The sequence below is a fragment of the Pseudovibrio sp. Ad13 genome, assembly GCF_001623225.1.
Classification (GTDB): Bacteria; Pseudomonadota; Alphaproteobacteria; order Rhizobiales; family Stappiaceae; genus Pseudovibrio.
The window spans coordinates 224,287-240,221 of the sequence record NZ_LMCC01000004.1; the positions used below are offsets into that span (position 1 = coordinate 224,287).

14 protein-coding genes and 2 tRNA genes are annotated in these 15,935 nt (G+C 50.7%); 7 read left to right on the forward strand and 9 right to left on the reverse strand.

The features are described from left to right. Positions 1–17 precede the first annotated feature (17 nt). From PsAD13_RS05815 to rpmH, 7 genes are all read right to left on the reverse strand, one after another. Positions 18–716: a pyrimidine 5'-nucleotidase gene (locus PsAD13_RS05815; protein ID WP_063286796.1), complete on the reverse strand. Its 699-nt coding sequence runs from the start codon at positions 714–716 to the stop codon at positions 18–20. A gap of 114 nt (positions 717–830) precedes the next feature. Continuing rightward, on the reverse strand, positions 831–1,718 hold the full coding sequence (gene argB, locus PsAD13_RS05820) for an acetylglutamate kinase (RefSeq protein WP_057462869.1): 888 nt from the start codon (positions 1,716–1,718) through the stop codon (positions 831–833). A 146-nt stretch (positions 1,719–1,864) separates the two neighbouring features. After that, positions 1,865–2,791 (reverse strand): EAL domain-containing protein, encoded by a 927-nt coding sequence (locus PsAD13_RS05825; protein WP_063317536.1) that lies wholly within the window; start codon positions 2,789–2,791, stop codon positions 1,865–1,867. Between the two features lie 283 nt (positions 2,792–3,074). Next, complete coding sequence (gene yihA, locus PsAD13_RS05830; protein ID WP_063317537.1) at positions 3,075–3,725, reverse strand: ribosome biogenesis GTP-binding protein YihA/YsxC; 651 nt, start codon at positions 3,723–3,725, stop codon at positions 3,075–3,077. 162 nt (positions 3,726–3,887) lie between these two features. After that, positions 3,888–5,699, reverse strand: coding sequence for a membrane protein insertase YidC (yidC, locus tag PsAD13_RS05835; RefSeq protein WP_063317538.1), 1,812 nt, complete (start codon positions 5,697–5,699; stop codon positions 3,888–3,890). 49 nt (positions 5,700–5,748) lie between these two features. Continuing rightward, the gene (rnpA, locus tag PsAD13_RS05840) at positions 5,749–6,207 is read right to left on the reverse strand and encodes a ribonuclease P protein component (protein ID WP_063317539.1); all 459 of its coding nucleotides are present in this window, start codon (positions 6,205–6,207) and stop codon (positions 5,749–5,751) included. 8 nt (positions 6,208–6,215) lie between these two features. After that, positions 6,216–6,350 carry a 50S ribosomal protein L34 gene (gene rpmH / locus PsAD13_RS27220; protein ID WP_014283918.1) on the reverse strand — a complete coding sequence of 45 codons (135 nt, stop codon included), beginning with the start codon at positions 6,348–6,350 and terminating at the stop codon, positions 6,216–6,218. A gap of 445 nt (positions 6,351–6,795) precedes the next feature. Between rpmH and PsAD13_RS05845 the strand changes: the two genes are divergently transcribed. The 5 genes from PsAD13_RS05845 to PsAD13_RS05865 all read left to right on the forward strand — a co-directional run bounded on the left by PsAD13_RS05845 (position 6,796) and on the right by PsAD13_RS05865 (position 11,155). Beyond that, a complete protein-coding gene (locus tag PsAD13_RS05845) occupies positions 6,796–7,572 on the forward strand; it encodes a VTT domain-containing protein (protein ID WP_063305578.1) in 777 nt (258 codons plus the stop codon). A gap of 40 nt (positions 7,573–7,612) precedes the next feature. Then, positions 7,613–9,058 (forward strand): FAD-dependent oxidoreductase, encoded by a 1,446-nt coding sequence (locus tag PsAD13_RS05850; protein ID WP_063317540.1) that lies wholly within the window; start codon positions 7,613–7,615, stop codon positions 9,056–9,058. Positions 9,059–9,188: 130 nt separating this feature from the next. Then, a complete protein-coding gene (locus tag PsAD13_RS05855; RefSeq protein ID WP_208986452.1) occupies positions 9,189–10,736 on the forward strand; it encodes a HAMP domain-containing sensor histidine kinase in 1,548 nt (515 codons plus the stop codon). Positions 10,737–10,927: 191 nt separating this feature from the next. After that, positions 10,928–11,004 (forward strand) — tRNA-Arg (locus PsAD13_RS05860). Positions 11,005–11,078: 74 nt separating this feature from the next. Continuing rightward, positions 11,079–11,155: transfer RNA gene (locus PsAD13_RS05865), tRNA-Arg, on the forward strand. A gap of 69 nt (positions 11,156–11,224) precedes the next feature. Here the strand turns inward: PsAD13_RS05865 and PsAD13_RS05870 are convergent. After that, positions 11,225–12,445: a dipeptidase gene (locus PsAD13_RS05870; RefSeq protein ID WP_063317542.1), complete on the reverse strand. Its 1,221-nt coding sequence runs from the start codon at positions 12,443–12,445 to the stop codon at positions 11,225–11,227. Between the two features lie 211 nt (positions 12,446–12,656). Between PsAD13_RS05870 and PsAD13_RS05875 the strand changes: the two genes are divergently transcribed. After that, positions 12,657–13,241, forward strand: coding sequence for a nitroreductase (locus tag PsAD13_RS05875; protein ID WP_063317543.1), 585 nt, complete (start codon positions 12,657–12,659; stop codon positions 13,239–13,241). Between the two features lie 5 nt (positions 13,242–13,246). Here PsAD13_RS05875 and mog read toward each other — a convergent pair whose 3' ends face one another. Further along, positions 13,247–13,771, reverse strand: a complete 525-nt coding sequence (gene mog / locus PsAD13_RS05880) for a molybdopterin adenylyltransferase (RefSeq protein WP_057462860.1) — start codon at positions 13,769–13,771, stop codon at positions 13,247–13,249. Positions 13,772–14,294: 523 nt separating this feature from the next. Here mog and PsAD13_RS05885 point away from each other — a divergent pair. Next, positions 14,295–15,911, forward strand: a complete 1,617-nt coding sequence (locus PsAD13_RS05885; protein ID WP_063317544.1) for a glutamate synthase-related protein — start codon at positions 14,295–14,297, stop codon at positions 15,909–15,911. Positions 15,912–15,935: the final 24 nt, after the last annotated feature.

The following is a 15,935-nucleotide window of genomic DNA, read 5'->3' on the forward strand; positions in this document are numbered from 1 at the left end:
GTTTTGATGGAATAGCTCTAATTCTTGAGTTCCCCTAGGATATTATAGAGGAAACCGTCCAGATGATCGGTCACGAAATCCACGTGAGGCTCGCTGCCGCTCGAAAGCTCCCAATCCTCGCGGAAAACCTCACGTGTTCCGTCCGGAATGACAAGAACAGTGCGCATGCCAAGAGAGTTTGGAACAACCAGATTGCGTGAAAGGTCCTCAAACATGGCTGCTTTCTGCGGAAGAATGCCGTTTTTCTCCAAAAAACGCTGATAGGTTGCTTCAGCAGGTTTTGGAACTAAATCTGCTTCCATAATCCCGAAGATGTCTTCGAAGTGCTGTGTGATACCCAGACGATTGGCAACAGATTCCGCGTGTTTCCGCGTTCCATTCGTCAGGATGTAGCACTTGCCCGGCAGTTGGTTGATCGCATCTGCAAGCTGAGGATTTGGATCCAGCACAGAGTGGTCAATGTCATGCACGTACTCAAGGAACTCATCGGGCTCAATGTGATGTTCAAGCATCAAACCACGAAGCGTGGTTCCATACTCTTTGTAATAGGAGATCTGTAACTCTCTCGCCTGCTCAGCCGGTTTTCCGGTGAGCTTTTGTACAAACTCAGACATCCGCTGATCGATTTGATCGAACAGATTTGAATGGTGAGGGTAGAGAGTATTGTCCAGATCGAAAACCCAGCTTTCAACGCTGGCAAATGGGGAATTGGTCATGCTTATCCGTTCAGTTATCAGCTATGCCGATAAGTGTTGTTTGATACCAAGCAAAACAGGAAAGAATAAGGATAGCAAGAGAGGCGAGCGTCTTTCGCCTCCCTGCAACAATTATCAAGGTACGATCAGTGTACCAGCACCATGGTCGGTGAAGAGTTCCAAAAGAACGGCGTGGGCGACTTTTCCGTCAACAATAACAACGCCTTCAACGCCCTGTTCAAGGGCTTCGAGACAGGTCTCAACCTTCGGAATCATGCCGCCGGAGATTGTACCATCCTCAATAAGAGCCCGGGCTCCGGCACGGGTCAGCTGCTTGATAAGCTTGCCGTCTTTGTCCAGAACACCCGGAACGTCGGTAAGGAACAGCAGGCGTTTGGCGTTCAAAGAGCCCGCAATCGCACCAGCAAAGGTATCTGCATTGATGTTGTAAGTCGCACCATCACGACCCGGCGCAACAGGAGCAACAACAGGAATGAGGTCACGTTCAAGGATCAGCTCAAGCACCTTGGCGTTGACTGCTTCGGGCTCGCCAACAAACCCAAGGTCCAGAACCTCTTCGATCTTGGAATCCGGATCGCGGTGCTTGCGGTGCAGTTTACGTGCAGTGACCATGTCACCGTCTTTGCCACAAAGGCCAACAGCACGTCCACCTTCGCGGTTGATGTCTGCCACAATGCCTTTGTTGATGGAGCCGGCCAGCACCATTTCGACAACCTCAACGGTCGCCTGATCCGTCACACGAAGGCCGCCTTTAAACTCGCTCTTGATGTTGAGACGATCAAGCATCGAACCAATCTGAGGACCACCACCGTGAACAACAACCGGATGAACACCAGACTGGCGCAACAGAGTGATATCTCGGGCAAAAGCGCGGGAAAGGGAGTCATCTCCCATGGCATTGCCACCGTATTTTACAACAACACGTCGGTCATCATAGCGCTGCATATAAGGAAGAGCTTGGGCAATGACGTGCGCACGATTACTGGATTCCGAGAAACTCATAGCGATTTGTACACCTGGAGAAGACAAAGGACTGATACGCAAATCACACGGACTGCGTGTGAAGTATATAGCCGCATTATGAACACGTCACAAATGTTCAGTCATCCCCACCTGCGTGGATTTACTCAAGTAATCGAGGAAATTGTCTAATGCCTCTCGCGTAAATAATCTGCAAAACCGTCTTCACCCGCTGGAGGGGAGAACAAGAAGCCCTGAGCATTGGTGCAGCCGCTGCTTTCCAGCAAGTGCATCTGCTCTTCCGTTTCAACACCTTCAGCCGTCACTTCCATGTCTAGCAAATGAGCCAGTTCAATCAGATGAGCGCAAGCAGTGCTGTGAACAGCAGAGGTTGGCACTCCAGATAAGAAACTGCGGTCGATCTTGATCCGGTCAACAGGGCAATCCAACAAGTGCTTCATAGAGGCAAAGCCAGTGCCGAAGTCGTCAAAGGCCACTGAGATACCCATCTCCTGCAGCTCGCGCATGTTCTCCATGGCATGTGGTGCTCTGTCCAGATCAATCCGTTCTGTAACTTCAAGCTCTAAGAAATGCCCGGGGGTGCCAGTGTCCTGTAAAATCTTTTGGATGCGGGAGACGATGTATTGATCAACAAACATCCTGCCGCAAATGTTCACGGAGATCTTGAAACTAGGGTCAACAAGATTGCTCCATCCACTGCGCGCTTTGCAGGCCTCGCGGATAACCCAGTAACCAACGTCCTTTCCAAGGCAGCTGCGGCACAGGGTTGTGATGAAACGGGAAGGGGGCAGCAAACCACTCTCAGGATGCTCCCATCTGATCAAAGCCTCAGCCCCAACCAGCTTGCGATCTGTCACACGGACGATTGGCTGATAATGCAGCACGAACTCATCTCGGAGGTAGGCAGAAATCAGTGAACGCTCCAGTGGGGTAGGCCCAAGCTGGCGTGCTTTGTACCACTTCTTCAAATTCAGCCCTGCCAACAGCAGCGTTGGTAGCGCATGAATGAAACGCCAAACATAGGTCAACGCATTGGTAACAGAATGCTCAGGTACAAGAGCCCAATGATGACGGAGGGACGGAGTTGCACACATACATCACCCCCTTTGACTGATTTTGGCACTGTGATTGTAATCTTGCTTGTCTTTTCCAGACATTCGACGACCTCCCCTTCGACGACGGTCTGTCTATATTCGGGGGGTAAATTGACCCAAGGTCAAGAAGAGGTTAAGGCGGGCTGGGGAAAAGGCAGCAAAACATGAGAACAAGGGAAATTTTGGAAATTGCAGGATGGACAAGGGATGTTGGATATGTTTGCAGGGCCGCTATCCGAAAGAGGAAGGCGCAGGGAAATATGAGCCCTGCACCTGCAATTGATTAGCCGTAACTGACCAGCTGCGCGATCTCTGCGCGCAAATCATCCAAACCGTTGCCTTTTTCTGAAGAGGTGGCAATGACTTCCGGGTGTGCAGCAGGACGTTTCGCGAGTACTTTCAGAGTCTCATCTTTCATACGTTGCAGTTGCCCTGGCTTCAGTTTGTCTGCCTTGGTGAGCACGACCTGATAAGGCACAGCGGACTTGTCCAGAATCGCCATGGCATCAAGATCGTTCTTTTTGATGCCGTGGCGTGAGTCGATCAAAGAGAACACACGACGCAAGGTGCTTCGACCGCGTAGGTAGTCAAAAATAAGTGATGTCCACGCATCGACCATGCCTTTTGGTGCTTCGGCGTACCCGTAGCCCGGCATATCGACAATCTTGAGGATGGAGTGCTCTGCTCCAAAGAAGTTCAGCATCTGGGTCCGGCCGGGTGTGTTGGATGTACGAGCCAACGTTTTCTTACCGGTGAGCTTGTTGATTAGGCTGGACTTACCAACGTTGGAACGACCGGCAAACGCGATCTCGATACCATCCAGCTCAGGAAGCTGATGCATCTCTTTCACACTGGTAATAAATTCCCAAGGACGCGCAAACAGAAGGCGTCCCGCCTCCAGTTGTTCTGCTGAATATTCTTTTTCTGAGCTCATGCCCTGCCTTTTAACCTGCAATCTCGATTTGGTCGAGTGCTGTTTTCCAATGCGCAGCCTTAATGTTTGTCACGGTGAAGCTTCACCACAAAAGGTGCTAACCCCAAACAAAAAACGCGACCCTGAGGCCGCGTTTTCGAAGTCTTACTCAAAGAGGAAAGCTTACTTGCTTTCTTCCTTCGGCTTTCGCTTGAATGTGCTCTTCAGGTTATCAAACAGCTCAAGCTTCACGCCCTGACGACGCATGATGATTCCCTGCTGTGCAACGGAAAGAGTGTTGTTCCATGCCCAGTAGATCACGAGACCAGCTGGGAAGGTTGCCAGCATGAAGGTGAACAGAACAGGCATCCAGTTGAAGATCATCTGCTGTGCAGGCTCAGCTGGTGCTGGGTTCATCTTCATCTGCAGGAACATGGTTACACCCATGATCAGAGGCCAGACACCAATCATCAGGAAGCTTGGCGGATCCCATGGGATCAGGCCGAACAGATTGAAGACTGTGGTTGGGTCTGGAGCAGAAAGATCCTGAATCCATCCGAAGAATGGCGCATGGCGCATCTCGATGGTAACGAACAGAACCTTATAGAGCGAGAAGAAGACGGGGATCTGAATGACCATCGGCAAACACCCTGCCAATGGGTTGATCTTTTCCTTCTTGTACAGCTCCATCATGGCTTGCTGCTGTTTCTGCTTGTCGTCCTTGAACTTCTCGCGGATCTCAGTCATCTGCGGCTGCACGAGCTTCATTTTACTCATGGAGACGTAGGACTTGTTTGCCAGCGGGAAGAACAGGGCCTTCACAATAACGGTCACAAGCAGGATAGCGACACCGAAGTTGCCAACCAGAGAATAGAGCCAGTCAATTGCCCAGAACATCGGCTTGGTCAGGAAATAGAACCAACCCCAGTCGATCATGAGATCGAAGCTTTCGATGTTGTAGGATGCCTGATAGCCTTCGATCAGCTTGGTAACTTTTGCACCTGCATAGAGCAGTGATGAGCTGGTGATTTTAGTGCCATCAGCGATCTGAACCGCGTCACTAAGATAGTCACTCTGGAAGTTCTGAGTGCGGGCGTTGTAGGAGAAGTTTGGCTGGAACTCAGTGCCCGGAGTTGGGATCAGTGTTGCAGCCCAGTACTTATCAGTAAAGCCGAGCCAACCCGTGTTAGCGCGACCTGGGCGAATGCTTCCATCCTCAATCAGGTCAGAATAGTTGATTTCCTGGAGACCTTCTTCGCCGATAACGCCGATAAGACCTTCATGCAGTACGAAGAAGCCAGCGGTTTCTGGCTCGCCGTTACGCGCAATCAAACCATAAGGATAAAGCTGAACGTTCTGACCAGTGCTGTTCTGAACTTCCTGGTCAACAGTGAACATGTAGTTCTCGTCGACGGAGAAAGTGCGCTTGAACACCAGTCCTTCACCATTGTCCCAGCTAAGAACGATAGGGGAAGACGGCGTCAGGTTACCAGAAGTCTCTGCAGTCCAAATAGTTTCAGCATTAGGAAGTTTGACCTGTGCACCTGGATCTGCAACCCAGCCATGCTCAGCGTAGTATGGCTCTGGGCTGCCCTTTGGCGAGAACAGAACAACAGTTTCACTGTCTTTGGCCTGTGTCTGACGGTAGTCGTTCAGGCGAAGGTCATCCAGCTTCGCGCCTTGCAAATTGACAGAGCCGGAGAGGCTAGGGGTGTCAATGGTCAGGCGAGGAGAGGCAGCCAGTGCTTGTGCGCGACTGACGAATGATTGCGCAGCGGCCCCGCTGTCGGTGCCTGGAGCAGCCACTTGACCGGATGCACCTTCAGGCAGTGCAACGGGTGAGCTGGAACCGGCTTGTTGTGCATCGTCTGCCAGCTGCGCCTGTTGCGCGTCCTGCTGAGCTTCTAACTGTGGTCCGGCAATAAAATATTGCCAGCCCAATAGCACAACCAGCGACATTACGATCGCTACGATCATATTGCGATTATCGTTCATCGACTGGATCACTCATTTTCAAAAGGGTGGAATAAATAGTCATCACTGGTCAGTTGGCCTCAACTTTATCATGTGGAGGTTTAGAATTTGCCAGCGAGTTCGGTTTTGATCGGATAGGGCGAGGTTTACGAGGCTTGAACGCATTTCTTACACTACCTTTGAGGTCTTTCAAAAGCTCCTCGAAAGGTTGTGAGAGCGCTGCTCTCCTGCCAACTAAAACATAGTCGGCGCCTATCTGGGCAATATCCAAATCAAGGGAGGCAACAGCGGCTCGAAGTCGGCGCTTTATTCGACTGCGCTCAACAGAGTTTCCGGTTTTCTTGGTGACCGTATAACCCATTCGAGGGTCGCCATCACTGCGGGTTTTAGCCGCTTGAAGCACAAAAGCACGCCGAGCTATCCTTCCGCCTTTTGCGACGGTAAGAAACTCGGAGCGCTTTTTGAGTGTTTTCATGTTTTTGCGGCGGAACTTTTGTTCAATGGATATGAAGTGAATGCCGCCGCGCAACGTCGCGATTAAGCGCTAAGACGCTTACGGCCTTTAGCACGACGACGTGCCAGAACCTGGCGGCCATTTTTAGTTGCCATACGTGCCCGGAAGCCGTGGCGACGCTTGCGAACAAGGTTGCTCGGTTGGAAAGTACGCTTCATTTTATTACCCTAGCAGAGCCGTTGGCTCCAACTTAAACGTTAATTTGGATTGTGCGTCTTCTCCCCGAAGTCACCGCGACTTTATTCAAGTTACAGGACTTTGCGCAGGGGATCCGCACTCCTATTCGTCGGCGCTTATATTAGTGTGCGTGCTTCAAGTCAATAATTGCTGTGCCGGAATCTACGATATCCTGACTCTTTATTGCCTCACAGCCTCGTGTAGAGCTGTTACCCCTCATTCAAAACAGAGTGAAACTACGGGTAACGCACGAACCTGTGATAACACCGGAGGTCTTTCTGATTGTATGAAAATTGTAAGACATCAATTCACTAGGCGATTGAGCCTGCAAAAAACATAGTAACCTATTCAGTCTAGACTAGGCAAGAACACTGAGGTTTCGGTTCTTTTCAGGTCTGAACGTTGAAACCATCTAAGGAAAAGCACATGGGAATCACGGAACACAATGATAACAAGTCGCCAGCCGAGGGAGCTTTGGGCTTCGTCAAACGCTGGGGACTACTCTTTGTTATCCTTGCCGTGTCCGCCTATGGCATCTCTCAGGGCTGGCATCAGCAAATCACAATCAGCAACCTGATCAAAAATCAGCAACTGCTTTCTGGTTATCTGGCCGAATACCCAATCCTGACCCCACTGATCTATTTCGTCGTGTACACACTTGCTGTTGCGCTGTCTTTCCCGGGTGCATCCTTGCTTACAATCGCAGGCGGCTTTTTGTTCGGATGGTTCTTCGGTGGTTTGCTCACCGTTCTGGCGGCAACAATTGGTGCCTCACTGTTGTTCATCGCTGCAAAAACGTCTGTTGGTGCAACGCTCAAAGCAAGAGCAGGGCCGTTCCTCGATAAAATGTCAGAGGGCTTCCGTAAGAACGCGTTCAGTTACCTTCTCTTTTTGCGTCTCACCCCAGTGTTTCCGTTCTGGCTCGTCAACATAGCACCTGCGTTGTTCCATGTTCCGTTAAGCACATATCTGATCGCAACATTCGTCGGTATCATTCCAGGCACTTTCGCCTATGCCTTCGTTGGGGCTGGTCTGGATAGCGTGATCCTGGCGCAAGAGCAGGCAAATCCGGGTTGTTCGGCTGCTGGTACATGTGAAGTGGAGATTTCCGCACTCATCACGCCTGAGCTGATTTGGGCATTTGCGGCGCTAGGTTTGGTAGCGCTCATTCCGCCGATTGTTCAGCGTTTTCGCGGCAAATAAATCTCAGACCAGATCAATTTTGAAATGACGGACTTTCTCGATGACAAGTAACAATAATGCAAAAACATTGACCCCGGATATCTGTGTTATTGGTGCTGGCTCGGGCGGCCTCTCAGTCGCAGCAGCCGCGGCAGCCTTTGGCGTGGATGTTGTCCTGATTGAAAAGGGGAAGATGGGCGGTGACTGTCTGAACTATGGCTGTGTCCCATCCAAAGCAATTATTGCAGCTGGTAAAGCCGCCGCTACCTATCGGTCCTCAGAAAAATTTGGCGTTGGCGCTCAAGAGCCTGAGATTGATTTCTCTAAGGTGAATGATCACGTTCATGATGTGATCGCCACCATAGCTCCACATGACTCTGTTGAGCGCTTCGAAGGTTTGGGTGTGCACGTCATCCAGGGTGCAGGTGAGTTTACTTCCGCAGATACCGTCAAAGTCGGTGAGCAGATTATTAAAGCGCGCCGCTTTGTCATTGCCACGGGCTCCAGTGCTGCGGTCCCTCCGATCCCTGGTATTGAAAACACACCGTACCTGACAAACGAAAACCTGTTTGAACTGAAAGAACGCCCTGAGCACTTGATCATTATTGGTGCAGGGCCAATCGGCATGGAGATGGCACAGGCTCACCGTCGTCTGGGAAGCCGTGTCACAGTCATTGAAGCATTGCGTCCATTGGCAGTGACCGATCCTGCCCATGCTGCTCAAGTCATCGAGAAGATGGAATCCGAAGGTGTTGAGATTCTTGCAAACACTAAGGTCAACAGCGTTGAACGCACTGACGCTGGCGTAAAAGTCACCATCAAAGTTGATGATGAAGCCGAAGGAACTGTTGAAGGCACGCATCTCCTGATCGCGGCAGGTCGTGCCCCGAACGTCTCTTCTCTTGGTTTGGAAGCCGCTGGCATTGAGTATAACCGCAAAGGCATCAAAGCAGATGACGGGCTGCGCACCACAAACCGTAAAGTTTATGCGATCGGTGATGTCGCCGGTGGAGCGCAGTTTACACATGCCGCAGGAGCGCACGCATCACTCGTCATTCGCTCAATCCTGTTCCGCATGCCGGTCAATCACAACAACATAACAATGCCTGCGGTGACCTACACTGAACCTGAGATTGGGCAGGTTGGTCTTTCAGAGCAGCAAGCACGCGAACAGCTGGGCGATAAGCTCAAAGTTCTGACAGCAGAGTTCTCCGGAAATGATAGGGCGCTGGCCGAAGGCAAAGGCAAAGGTCAGGTTAAGCTCCTGACCAACGGAACAGGGCAGCTCGTTGGTGCGTCCATTGTAGGCCCAGGTGCTGGTGAGCAGATTGGTCTGTTGGCTCTGATGATCTCTCAAAAGTTGAAGGTCGGTGCTCTCTTGGGCGTGGTCTTCCCGTACCCGACACTAAATGAGGCAATTCGCAGAGCTGCACTTACGTATTATGCGGATGCCCCTAAAAATCCATGGCTCCGCAGAATTCTGGCGCTTCTGAGAAAGTTCGGATGACGCAGTTGTGATCAGCTGTGAGAGAAGTGTGTTGCTTGGCACACGTCATCTGCTAAAAATGAGTAAGGCATAGCGCGTAACAACAAATTGCGCTGCACGATCATTGTGTACCAACTCATCAGGTAGGTGGATGGCTCAAAATAATGGGAGAGTGGCCTCTGAAACAGAGGTCACACCGAAAAAGCTGAACTCGGATGAAACTCCGAAAGACAGACACCGCAAGATATTTGGCGGTGGAATGGGCCTCTCTGGCAAACTTTTGCTGCTGACAATCTTGTTTGTCATGCTCAGTGAAGTTCTTATTTTTGTCCCTTCCATTGCAAATTATCGAAACACTTGGCTGCGCGATCGATTAGCGGTTGGTGGTGTTGCCGCAACTTTGTTGTCTGAAAGTGAGACACTGTCTCCGCAAGTCCAACAAAAACTGCTTGAGGCAACGGGCGCTCAAGCAATTTCTCTTGCCGTTGGAGAGCGCCGTAATTTGATCGCTATGGAGAGTTCAGAAATGAACATCACCAAGACGATTGATATGACACAGGATTCCCCATGGGATGCGATTGGATGTAGCCTTCAGTTTCTGACTGGAACGCGAACCGGCCAGATCCGCGTCATCGGCGATATTGATATGCGCTCAGGTGGTAGAGTGGATATGGTCTTCCCAGCATCTTTGCTGCGAGACGATTTGCAGAAATACGCTCTGAACATTCTGCAGTTATCTCTCCTCATCTCATGCCTGACAGCTGCGCTTGTTTATCTGTCCATTCGTTCCTTGCTGCTGCGTCCTTTGCAACGGCTCACTGGCTCCATGATGCGGTTTGCTGAATCTCCTGAAAATGCGCGTGAGATTATCAAGCCAAGCGGACGTGCGGATGAGCTGGGTGAGGCTGAAATTCAATTGCAGTCCATGCAGAAGTCTCTGAACCAGACACTGAACCAGCAACGCCGTATGGCAGCGTTGGGACTAGCTGTTTCCAAGATCAACCATGATATGCGGAATTTGCTGGCTTCAGCGCAGCTGTTCCTTGAGCGACTGGAGTTACTGCCGGACCCGACCGTACAACGTGTTGCACCCAAGATCCTTGCAACGCTGGACCGAGCGGCCAGCTACACCAGTGCAGTGTTGTCCTACGGCAAGGCTCAGGAGGCTGCTCCAGAGCTGCGTGTCATCCGCCTTGCATCGGTTCTACGCGATGTGGAGGAGGTTCTTGGCCTGTCCAGATACGCTAATGGCATAGAGATGCATGTCAGCGTACCAGAGACGCAGGAGTTGGAAGCAGATCCTGAACAGATATTCCGCGTACTGCTCAATCTCTGCCGGAACTCGGTACAGGCGATGGAATCGTCCAAAGGCGCGTCTGGTGTTGTTTGCAGGATTGAGATCCATTCAAAGGTAAAAGACGACATGCTGTCCATCTATGTCTCTGATACGGGACCAGGCATCCCTGCAAAAGCTCAGGAGGGATTGTTCAAAGCCTTCCAGACATCCGGCAAAGTTGGCGGAACAGGATTGGGTCTGGCGATTGCAGCAGAGATCGTTGTGGCGCACGGCGGTAAGATCACATTGGAGAAAGATGTGACAACCGGGGCTTGTTTCAAAATCCAGTTGCCATACCGGCATGGGGCACAAGCGACTGAAAAAATTACGAGACTATTCCCTGCTGACAGCAGCAAGGGCTAATCTCTGGAAAAGCTGTACTGTGCAAGTGCAGCTTTTCTCACGTTTAGGCTGCAATGCCCTACGTCTTTGTTCTGATAGTCAGAAATTGTTATCCCCAAAACGCAAAATCACTTTAAAAAACTTCTCTAAAGCGCTTGCCAAGGTCCAGTAAGGCGGCTACATAGACCTCCGTTCCGCAGGGAACGCGGCCTGCACCGGTAGCTCAGCTGGATAGAGCACCAGACTACGAATCTGGGGGTCGGGGGTTCGAATCCTCCCCGGTGCGCCATTTACTCTTCTCTAAAGAGTAGGTGGCTTAGATTGCACTAGACCGATACATAATTCTTGTTCGCAAGAAACAGCGCACCGGTAGCTCAGCTGGATAGAGCACCAGACTACGAATCTGGGGGTCGGGGGTTCGAATCCTCCCCGGTGCGCCAATTTTCTCCCCTTAAAATTTAGCTGTTTCATCTGATAGATGAATTGTGCTTATTAAACTCTTTGAGCATTCAATTGCTTGAAGCGAGAGTTTCTTCTTCGCTCTGCCCTTGTGGAAGATTTTCCAACAAAAACCTGATGATGTTTTCGCCCATCACAGCTGCGATCTGTTTTTCTGTGAAGCCCTTTTTCAAAAGTTCCTGTGTCAGAACCGCATATTCAGATGTATCGAAGGCAGTCGTAACAGAACCATCGAAGTCAGATCCCAGCGCCACATGGTCGATACCGGCAATTGAAACAGCATAGTCAATTGAAGCTGCAACGCCCTTTGGGCTGATGTCGCAAGCTGCTGCATCCCAAAAACCGATACCAATCAACCCGCCTTTTGCTGAAATCTTCCTGACTTGATCATCTGTGAGATTGCGAGGCGTGTCACAAATCCCCTTCACGCCTGTGTGAGAAACGACAATCGGTCGTGTCGCCATTGCCAGCACATCTTCAACCACCGCCGGAGAAGAATGAGCAACGTCAACAATCATCTCCTTCTTCTCCATAAGCCGCACCACGTCCTTGCCAAAGTCCGTGAGGCCTGCCTTGGATTGGCCATGGAGAGAACCACCCAGTTTATTGTCGAAGAAGTGCTGGAGGCCCATCAACCTCAAGCCGCCCTCATAAAGCCGATCTACGTTCTTGATATCACCATCCAGTGCGTGCCCACCTTCTGTGCCTAAGACCCCGGCAATGATTTTGGAGCCTTGGGCTCTGGCTGTGAGGACAGCTTCCAGTTGTTCTCTATTATGGACAACAGTAATTTCGTCTGGATGTTTCTGCTCTAGATCGTAAAGGCGCTGCGCCTGCAACAGCGCACGCTCAGAAAGCTTATTCAGTGCGCTAGAAGGCCAGCTTTGCAGCCAACCTAGCAGCGTGATGTTGTCAAAGGCCTCGGCTGAGTTCTTCTTGTAGTTTTGCCCACGGGGGGACTTGGTGACGCTGGTGAAGATTTGTACACCAACATTACCCTTTTTGAAGCGTGGCAGGTCTGAGTGACCGATCGAAGATTCCTGCGATATGTTCCGGTCCCAAAGCAAAACATCATTGTGAAGGTCCGCAATCCGCAGGCTATCGTGTAAAGCCTGTGCATCTGCACTGATGGGATAGGAAGCGTGTTCGACAACGTGATTTTGGGATTGATCAACATATTGGGCAATGTAGCCAGACCGAATGATACCGTATCCAGCTGCTGCAACAATCACAACGGCACCTAAACCAACCTTTAAATAAGAGATACCCATAATACATGCCCAATATGTTTGTAGTCACCGACCCAGAAATATTGGTTTACCTTAAGGTAAATCGCATGTTTGTCCAGATACTCTAGCAGAGAGATGCTCCCGTTCCAGTGCAGGCGTGTTGCGTATCTCCTTGTAGGCAGACAACACTTCTGGGTAATATGAGAGCTGATTTCATCGGTTCTATAAACAGTTAAAGGCGAAAGGCGTTATCATGAATGCTCAGCAACTGGTCGAGACCATTCGCTCGCGTACATCTGCATCACTTAAGCTCATGAAAGCTCCCGGGCCGAATAGAGAAGAGATGAAGCTTATAATTGAGGCCGCTGCAGCTGCTCCTGATCACGGGCATCTACATCCATTCCGAATTTTGGAGATCCCGACAGACGCACGCAATGATCTGGGAGATCTGTTTGTAAAAGCCGTTGAAGAAATAAAAGATGACCCAACCGAAGAAGCGCTTACCCGTGCAAGGGAAAAAGCGCATAAAGGGCCTGTGCTTCTGGTTTTGATCGGATGTTTTCACGGTTCGGATGATACCCGTATTCCCCAATATGAGCAAATGCTCTCAGCGGGGACAGCTTTGCAAAACATGGTGCTTGTAGCTCACGCAATGGGGTATGCATCCCGGATTACCAGTGGTGACAGTGCGCGTTCCTCTGCCTTCCATAAAGGATTGGGTCTCTCCGAAAACGAGGAATTCCTGTGCTTTATCTCTCTTGGTAAGGTTGATGAAGCAAGACCTGCCAAAGGTAGACAAGAAGCCCAGGAAATTCACTCAACGTGGGTGCCGGAATAACGCGCTTACTTCGCTTTTGGGCGGAACGCCACAATCACATCTGGGTCCGTTTCAATACGCCCTGCACCGATCAGATCAAGACAGTACGGCACCGCCTGAAACACTGCATCAAGGCAGGTTTTGATGCTGGCTGGTTTACCCGGCAAGTTGATGATGAGGCTTTTGCCCCGAATGCCAGCTGTCTGACGTGAAAGAATTGCTGTCGGCACTTCTTTCAGCGACAACTGTCGCATCAGTTCACCAAACCCGCGAAGCTCTTTCTCCATAACGAGCTCCATAGCTTCCGGAGTCAGATCGCGAGGAGAGGGGCCTGTTCCGCCTGTTGTAAGGATGAGGTCGATACCATCTTCATCAGCCAATTGCTTCAAAGTAGTGCTGACGCTTTCAATTCCATCCGGAATGATCTTATGGATGGGTTCCCAGGGACTGGTCACAGCTTCTTCAAGGTATGCGAGAATAGCTGGGCCACTTTTGTCTTCGTAAGTTCCATCACTGGCGCGATCGGAGATGGTAACAGCTGCAATCTTCATGGATATCTCTCATAGACACGGATGATTTGCTGCGAGAGTAAGCGTGGAAATGCTTGGGTTCAAACATTAATTACCTGCTACTTTCCTTGTCCTCTTATTCTTTCAGGCCTGCAGAGAGCCCGTCTCCTTCTACGGTTTGCCACCTACTCCCCATGTGTTTCTCACTGTGTATTTTGATAGACTGACGCTTCTTTGTTTAAACGTTACTATCCCGTCATTACTGAAGTTTTTAGGATGTTATCTACGTAATCCGGGGGGAGAAGCTGCAACAGATTGAGATGCATTTTACCCGTAACAGTAATGGTCTCTTGCAAGTCCGATACTAACTTTGGGTAAGGTCATGTGCAGTTATTCTAAGACACTCTCAGCTTACAACTTTGATGCGCCGGGATGTTTCGGACATGTACTCTGCAGCTGTGCTAAATAGAACAGATATGGGTAAGTACGTAGAATAGCTTGGCGATCTGAATCTTGAAATGCACTCAAACAGCTGTTGGGCTGCAAAGCGTAAGGAATCCGCTTAATGCGTAAAGTGCAAGTTGCTGCATTAGATGAACTTGAAGATCGTAAGCCTGCTCATGCACTTGTTAGCGAGGTGGATCTCGTTGTCGTAAGGTTCGATGAGGACATCTCCGTCCTCTACGGTCGTTGCCTCCATCGCGGTGCATTGCTTTCTGATGGATATGTCAGAGGTCGCAATCTGATTTGTGGATTGCATCAGTGGGATTATCGCCTGAACTCCGGCGTCAGCGCCTATGACAACAAAGAGTGCCTGCGAAAATTCACGCATTTCGTTGAAGACGGCAACATCTTTGTTGATGAAGATGAAGTGAAGGCATGGGCTAAGGACAATCCGCAGCCCTATTTCCGCAAAGCCTATCTGGGTGAGTATGCGGACTTTCATGGTACGGAAGAAGAACCTCATAACAAGCTGATTCAGACATACGCTCGGGCAGGGCTGAAGCAGACGGGCCATCATGGCGCAATTGAAGCTATGGGAGTGCCGACAACAGAACTACCTCAATGGGAAGACATTCAGATACTGACAGCGCAGTTGCAAAAGCCGCCGCGGTTGGATGAAGAACCCGTTGGAACTGATATTGTTATCGGCCCCAAGGCCCAGAAGCCGTTACACCTGAAAATCCCGCTCTTTGTCTCAGACATGAGCTTTGGCGCACTATCAGAACCCGCCAAAATTGCACTTGCTCGCGGAGCAGAGAGCGTTGGCACAGGCATCTGTTCTGGTGAAGGTGGGATGCTCCCAGAAGAGCAAGCAGAAAACACACGCTACTTTTATGAATTAGCTTCTGCACGTTTTGGTTTCTCTTGGGACCAGCTGGAAAAAGTTCAGGCCTTCCATTTCAAAGGCGGGCAGGCTGCCAAAACCGGAACTGGTGGACACCTCCCAGCTGCGAAAGTGACTGAGAAAATCGCAGCGGTGAGGGGACTACCTCCGGGAGAGGGCGCTATCTCGCCTGCAAGATTTCCTGAGTGGATGAAACCAGCAGATTTCCGCAAGTTTGCAGATGAAGTGCGCGACAAGACTGGCGGTATCCCAATTGGTTTCAAGCTGTCTGCGCAGCATATCGAGAAAGATATCGATGCAGCTCTGGAAGTTGGCGTTGATTACATCATCCTCGATGGGCGTGGCGGTGGCACCGGTGCTTCGCCGCTCGTGTTTAGAGATAACATTTCTGTTCCAACCATTCCGGCGTTGGCGAGAGCGCGTCGTCATCTGGATCGCAGTGGTCAACGGGATGTAACGCTTGTCATCACCGGCGGTCTTCGCAAACCGGAAGATTTCGTGAAAGCAATGGCCTTGGGTGCCGATGCCATAGCCCTGGCGAATGCGCCAATGCAGGCCATCGGCTGTATCGCCATGAGAGCATGCCACACCAACAACTGCCCGGTCGGTATTGCCACCCAGAAAGACCATCTGGTCGCGCGTCTGGAAGTTGAAAAGTCTGCAAAGCGCCTGGAGAAGTTTTTCACGGCCTCAGTTGAACTGATGAAGGTGATGGCCCGGGCTTGCGGGCATGCGCATATCTCCGATTTCTCTATCGACGATATTACAAGTTGGAAGAAGGAAATGTCAGAGCTTGCTGGTATCAACTGGGCAGGGCACGGCCCCAATGACTAATTCTCCCTGCCATCAACGGCAGCA

Bases quoted from the DNA above. Each gene is read 5' to 3' on its own strand.
- yidC (WP_063317538.1), bottom strand. From the start codon at position 5,699: ATGAACGATAATCGCAATATGATCGTAGCGATCGTAATGTCGCTGGTT.
- PsAD13_RS05845 (WP_063305578.1), top strand. From the start codon at position 6,796: ATGGGAATCACGGAACACAATGATAACAAGTCGCCAGCCGAGGGAGCT.
- PsAD13_RS05850 (WP_063317540.1), top strand. From the start codon at position 7,613: ATGACAAGTAACAATAATGCAAAAACATTGACCCCGGATATCTGTGTT.
- PsAD13_RS05870 (WP_063317542.1), bottom strand. From the start codon at position 12,445: ATGGGTATCTCTTATTTAAAGGTTGGTTTAGGTGCCGTTGTGATTGTT.
- PsAD13_RS05885 (WP_063317544.1), top strand. From the start codon at position 14,295: ATGCGTAAAGTGCAAGTTGCTGCATTAGATGAACTTGAAGATCGTAAG.
- rpmH (WP_014283918.1), bottom strand. From the start codon at position 6,350: ATGAAGCGTACTTTCCAACCGAGCAACCTTGTTCGCAAGCGTCGCCAC.
- argB (WP_057462869.1), bottom strand. From the start codon at position 1,718: ATGAGTTTCTCGGAATCCAGTAATCGTGCGCACGTCATTGCCCAAGCT.
- PsAD13_RS05825 (WP_063317536.1), bottom strand. From the start codon at position 2,791: ATGTGTGCAACTCCGTCCCTCCGTCATCATTGGGCTCTTGTACCTGAG.
- PsAD13_RS05875 (WP_063317543.1), top strand. From the start codon at position 12,657: ATGAATGCTCAGCAACTGGTCGAGACCATTCGCTCGCGTACATCTGCA.
- yihA (WP_063317537.1), bottom strand. From the start codon at position 3,725: ATGAGCTCAGAAAAAGAATATTCAGCAGAACAACTGGAGGCGGGACGC.
- mog (WP_057462860.1), bottom strand. From the start codon at position 13,771: ATGAAGATTGCAGCTGTTACCATCTCCGATCGCGCCAGTGATGGAACT.
- PsAD13_RS05855 (WP_208986452.1), top strand. From the start codon at position 9,189: ATGGCTCAAAATAATGGGAGAGTGGCCTCTGAAACAGAGGTCACACCG.
- PsAD13_RS05815 (WP_063286796.1), bottom strand. From the start codon at position 716: ATGACCAATTCCCCATTTGCCAGCGTTGAAAGCTGGGTTTTCGATCTG.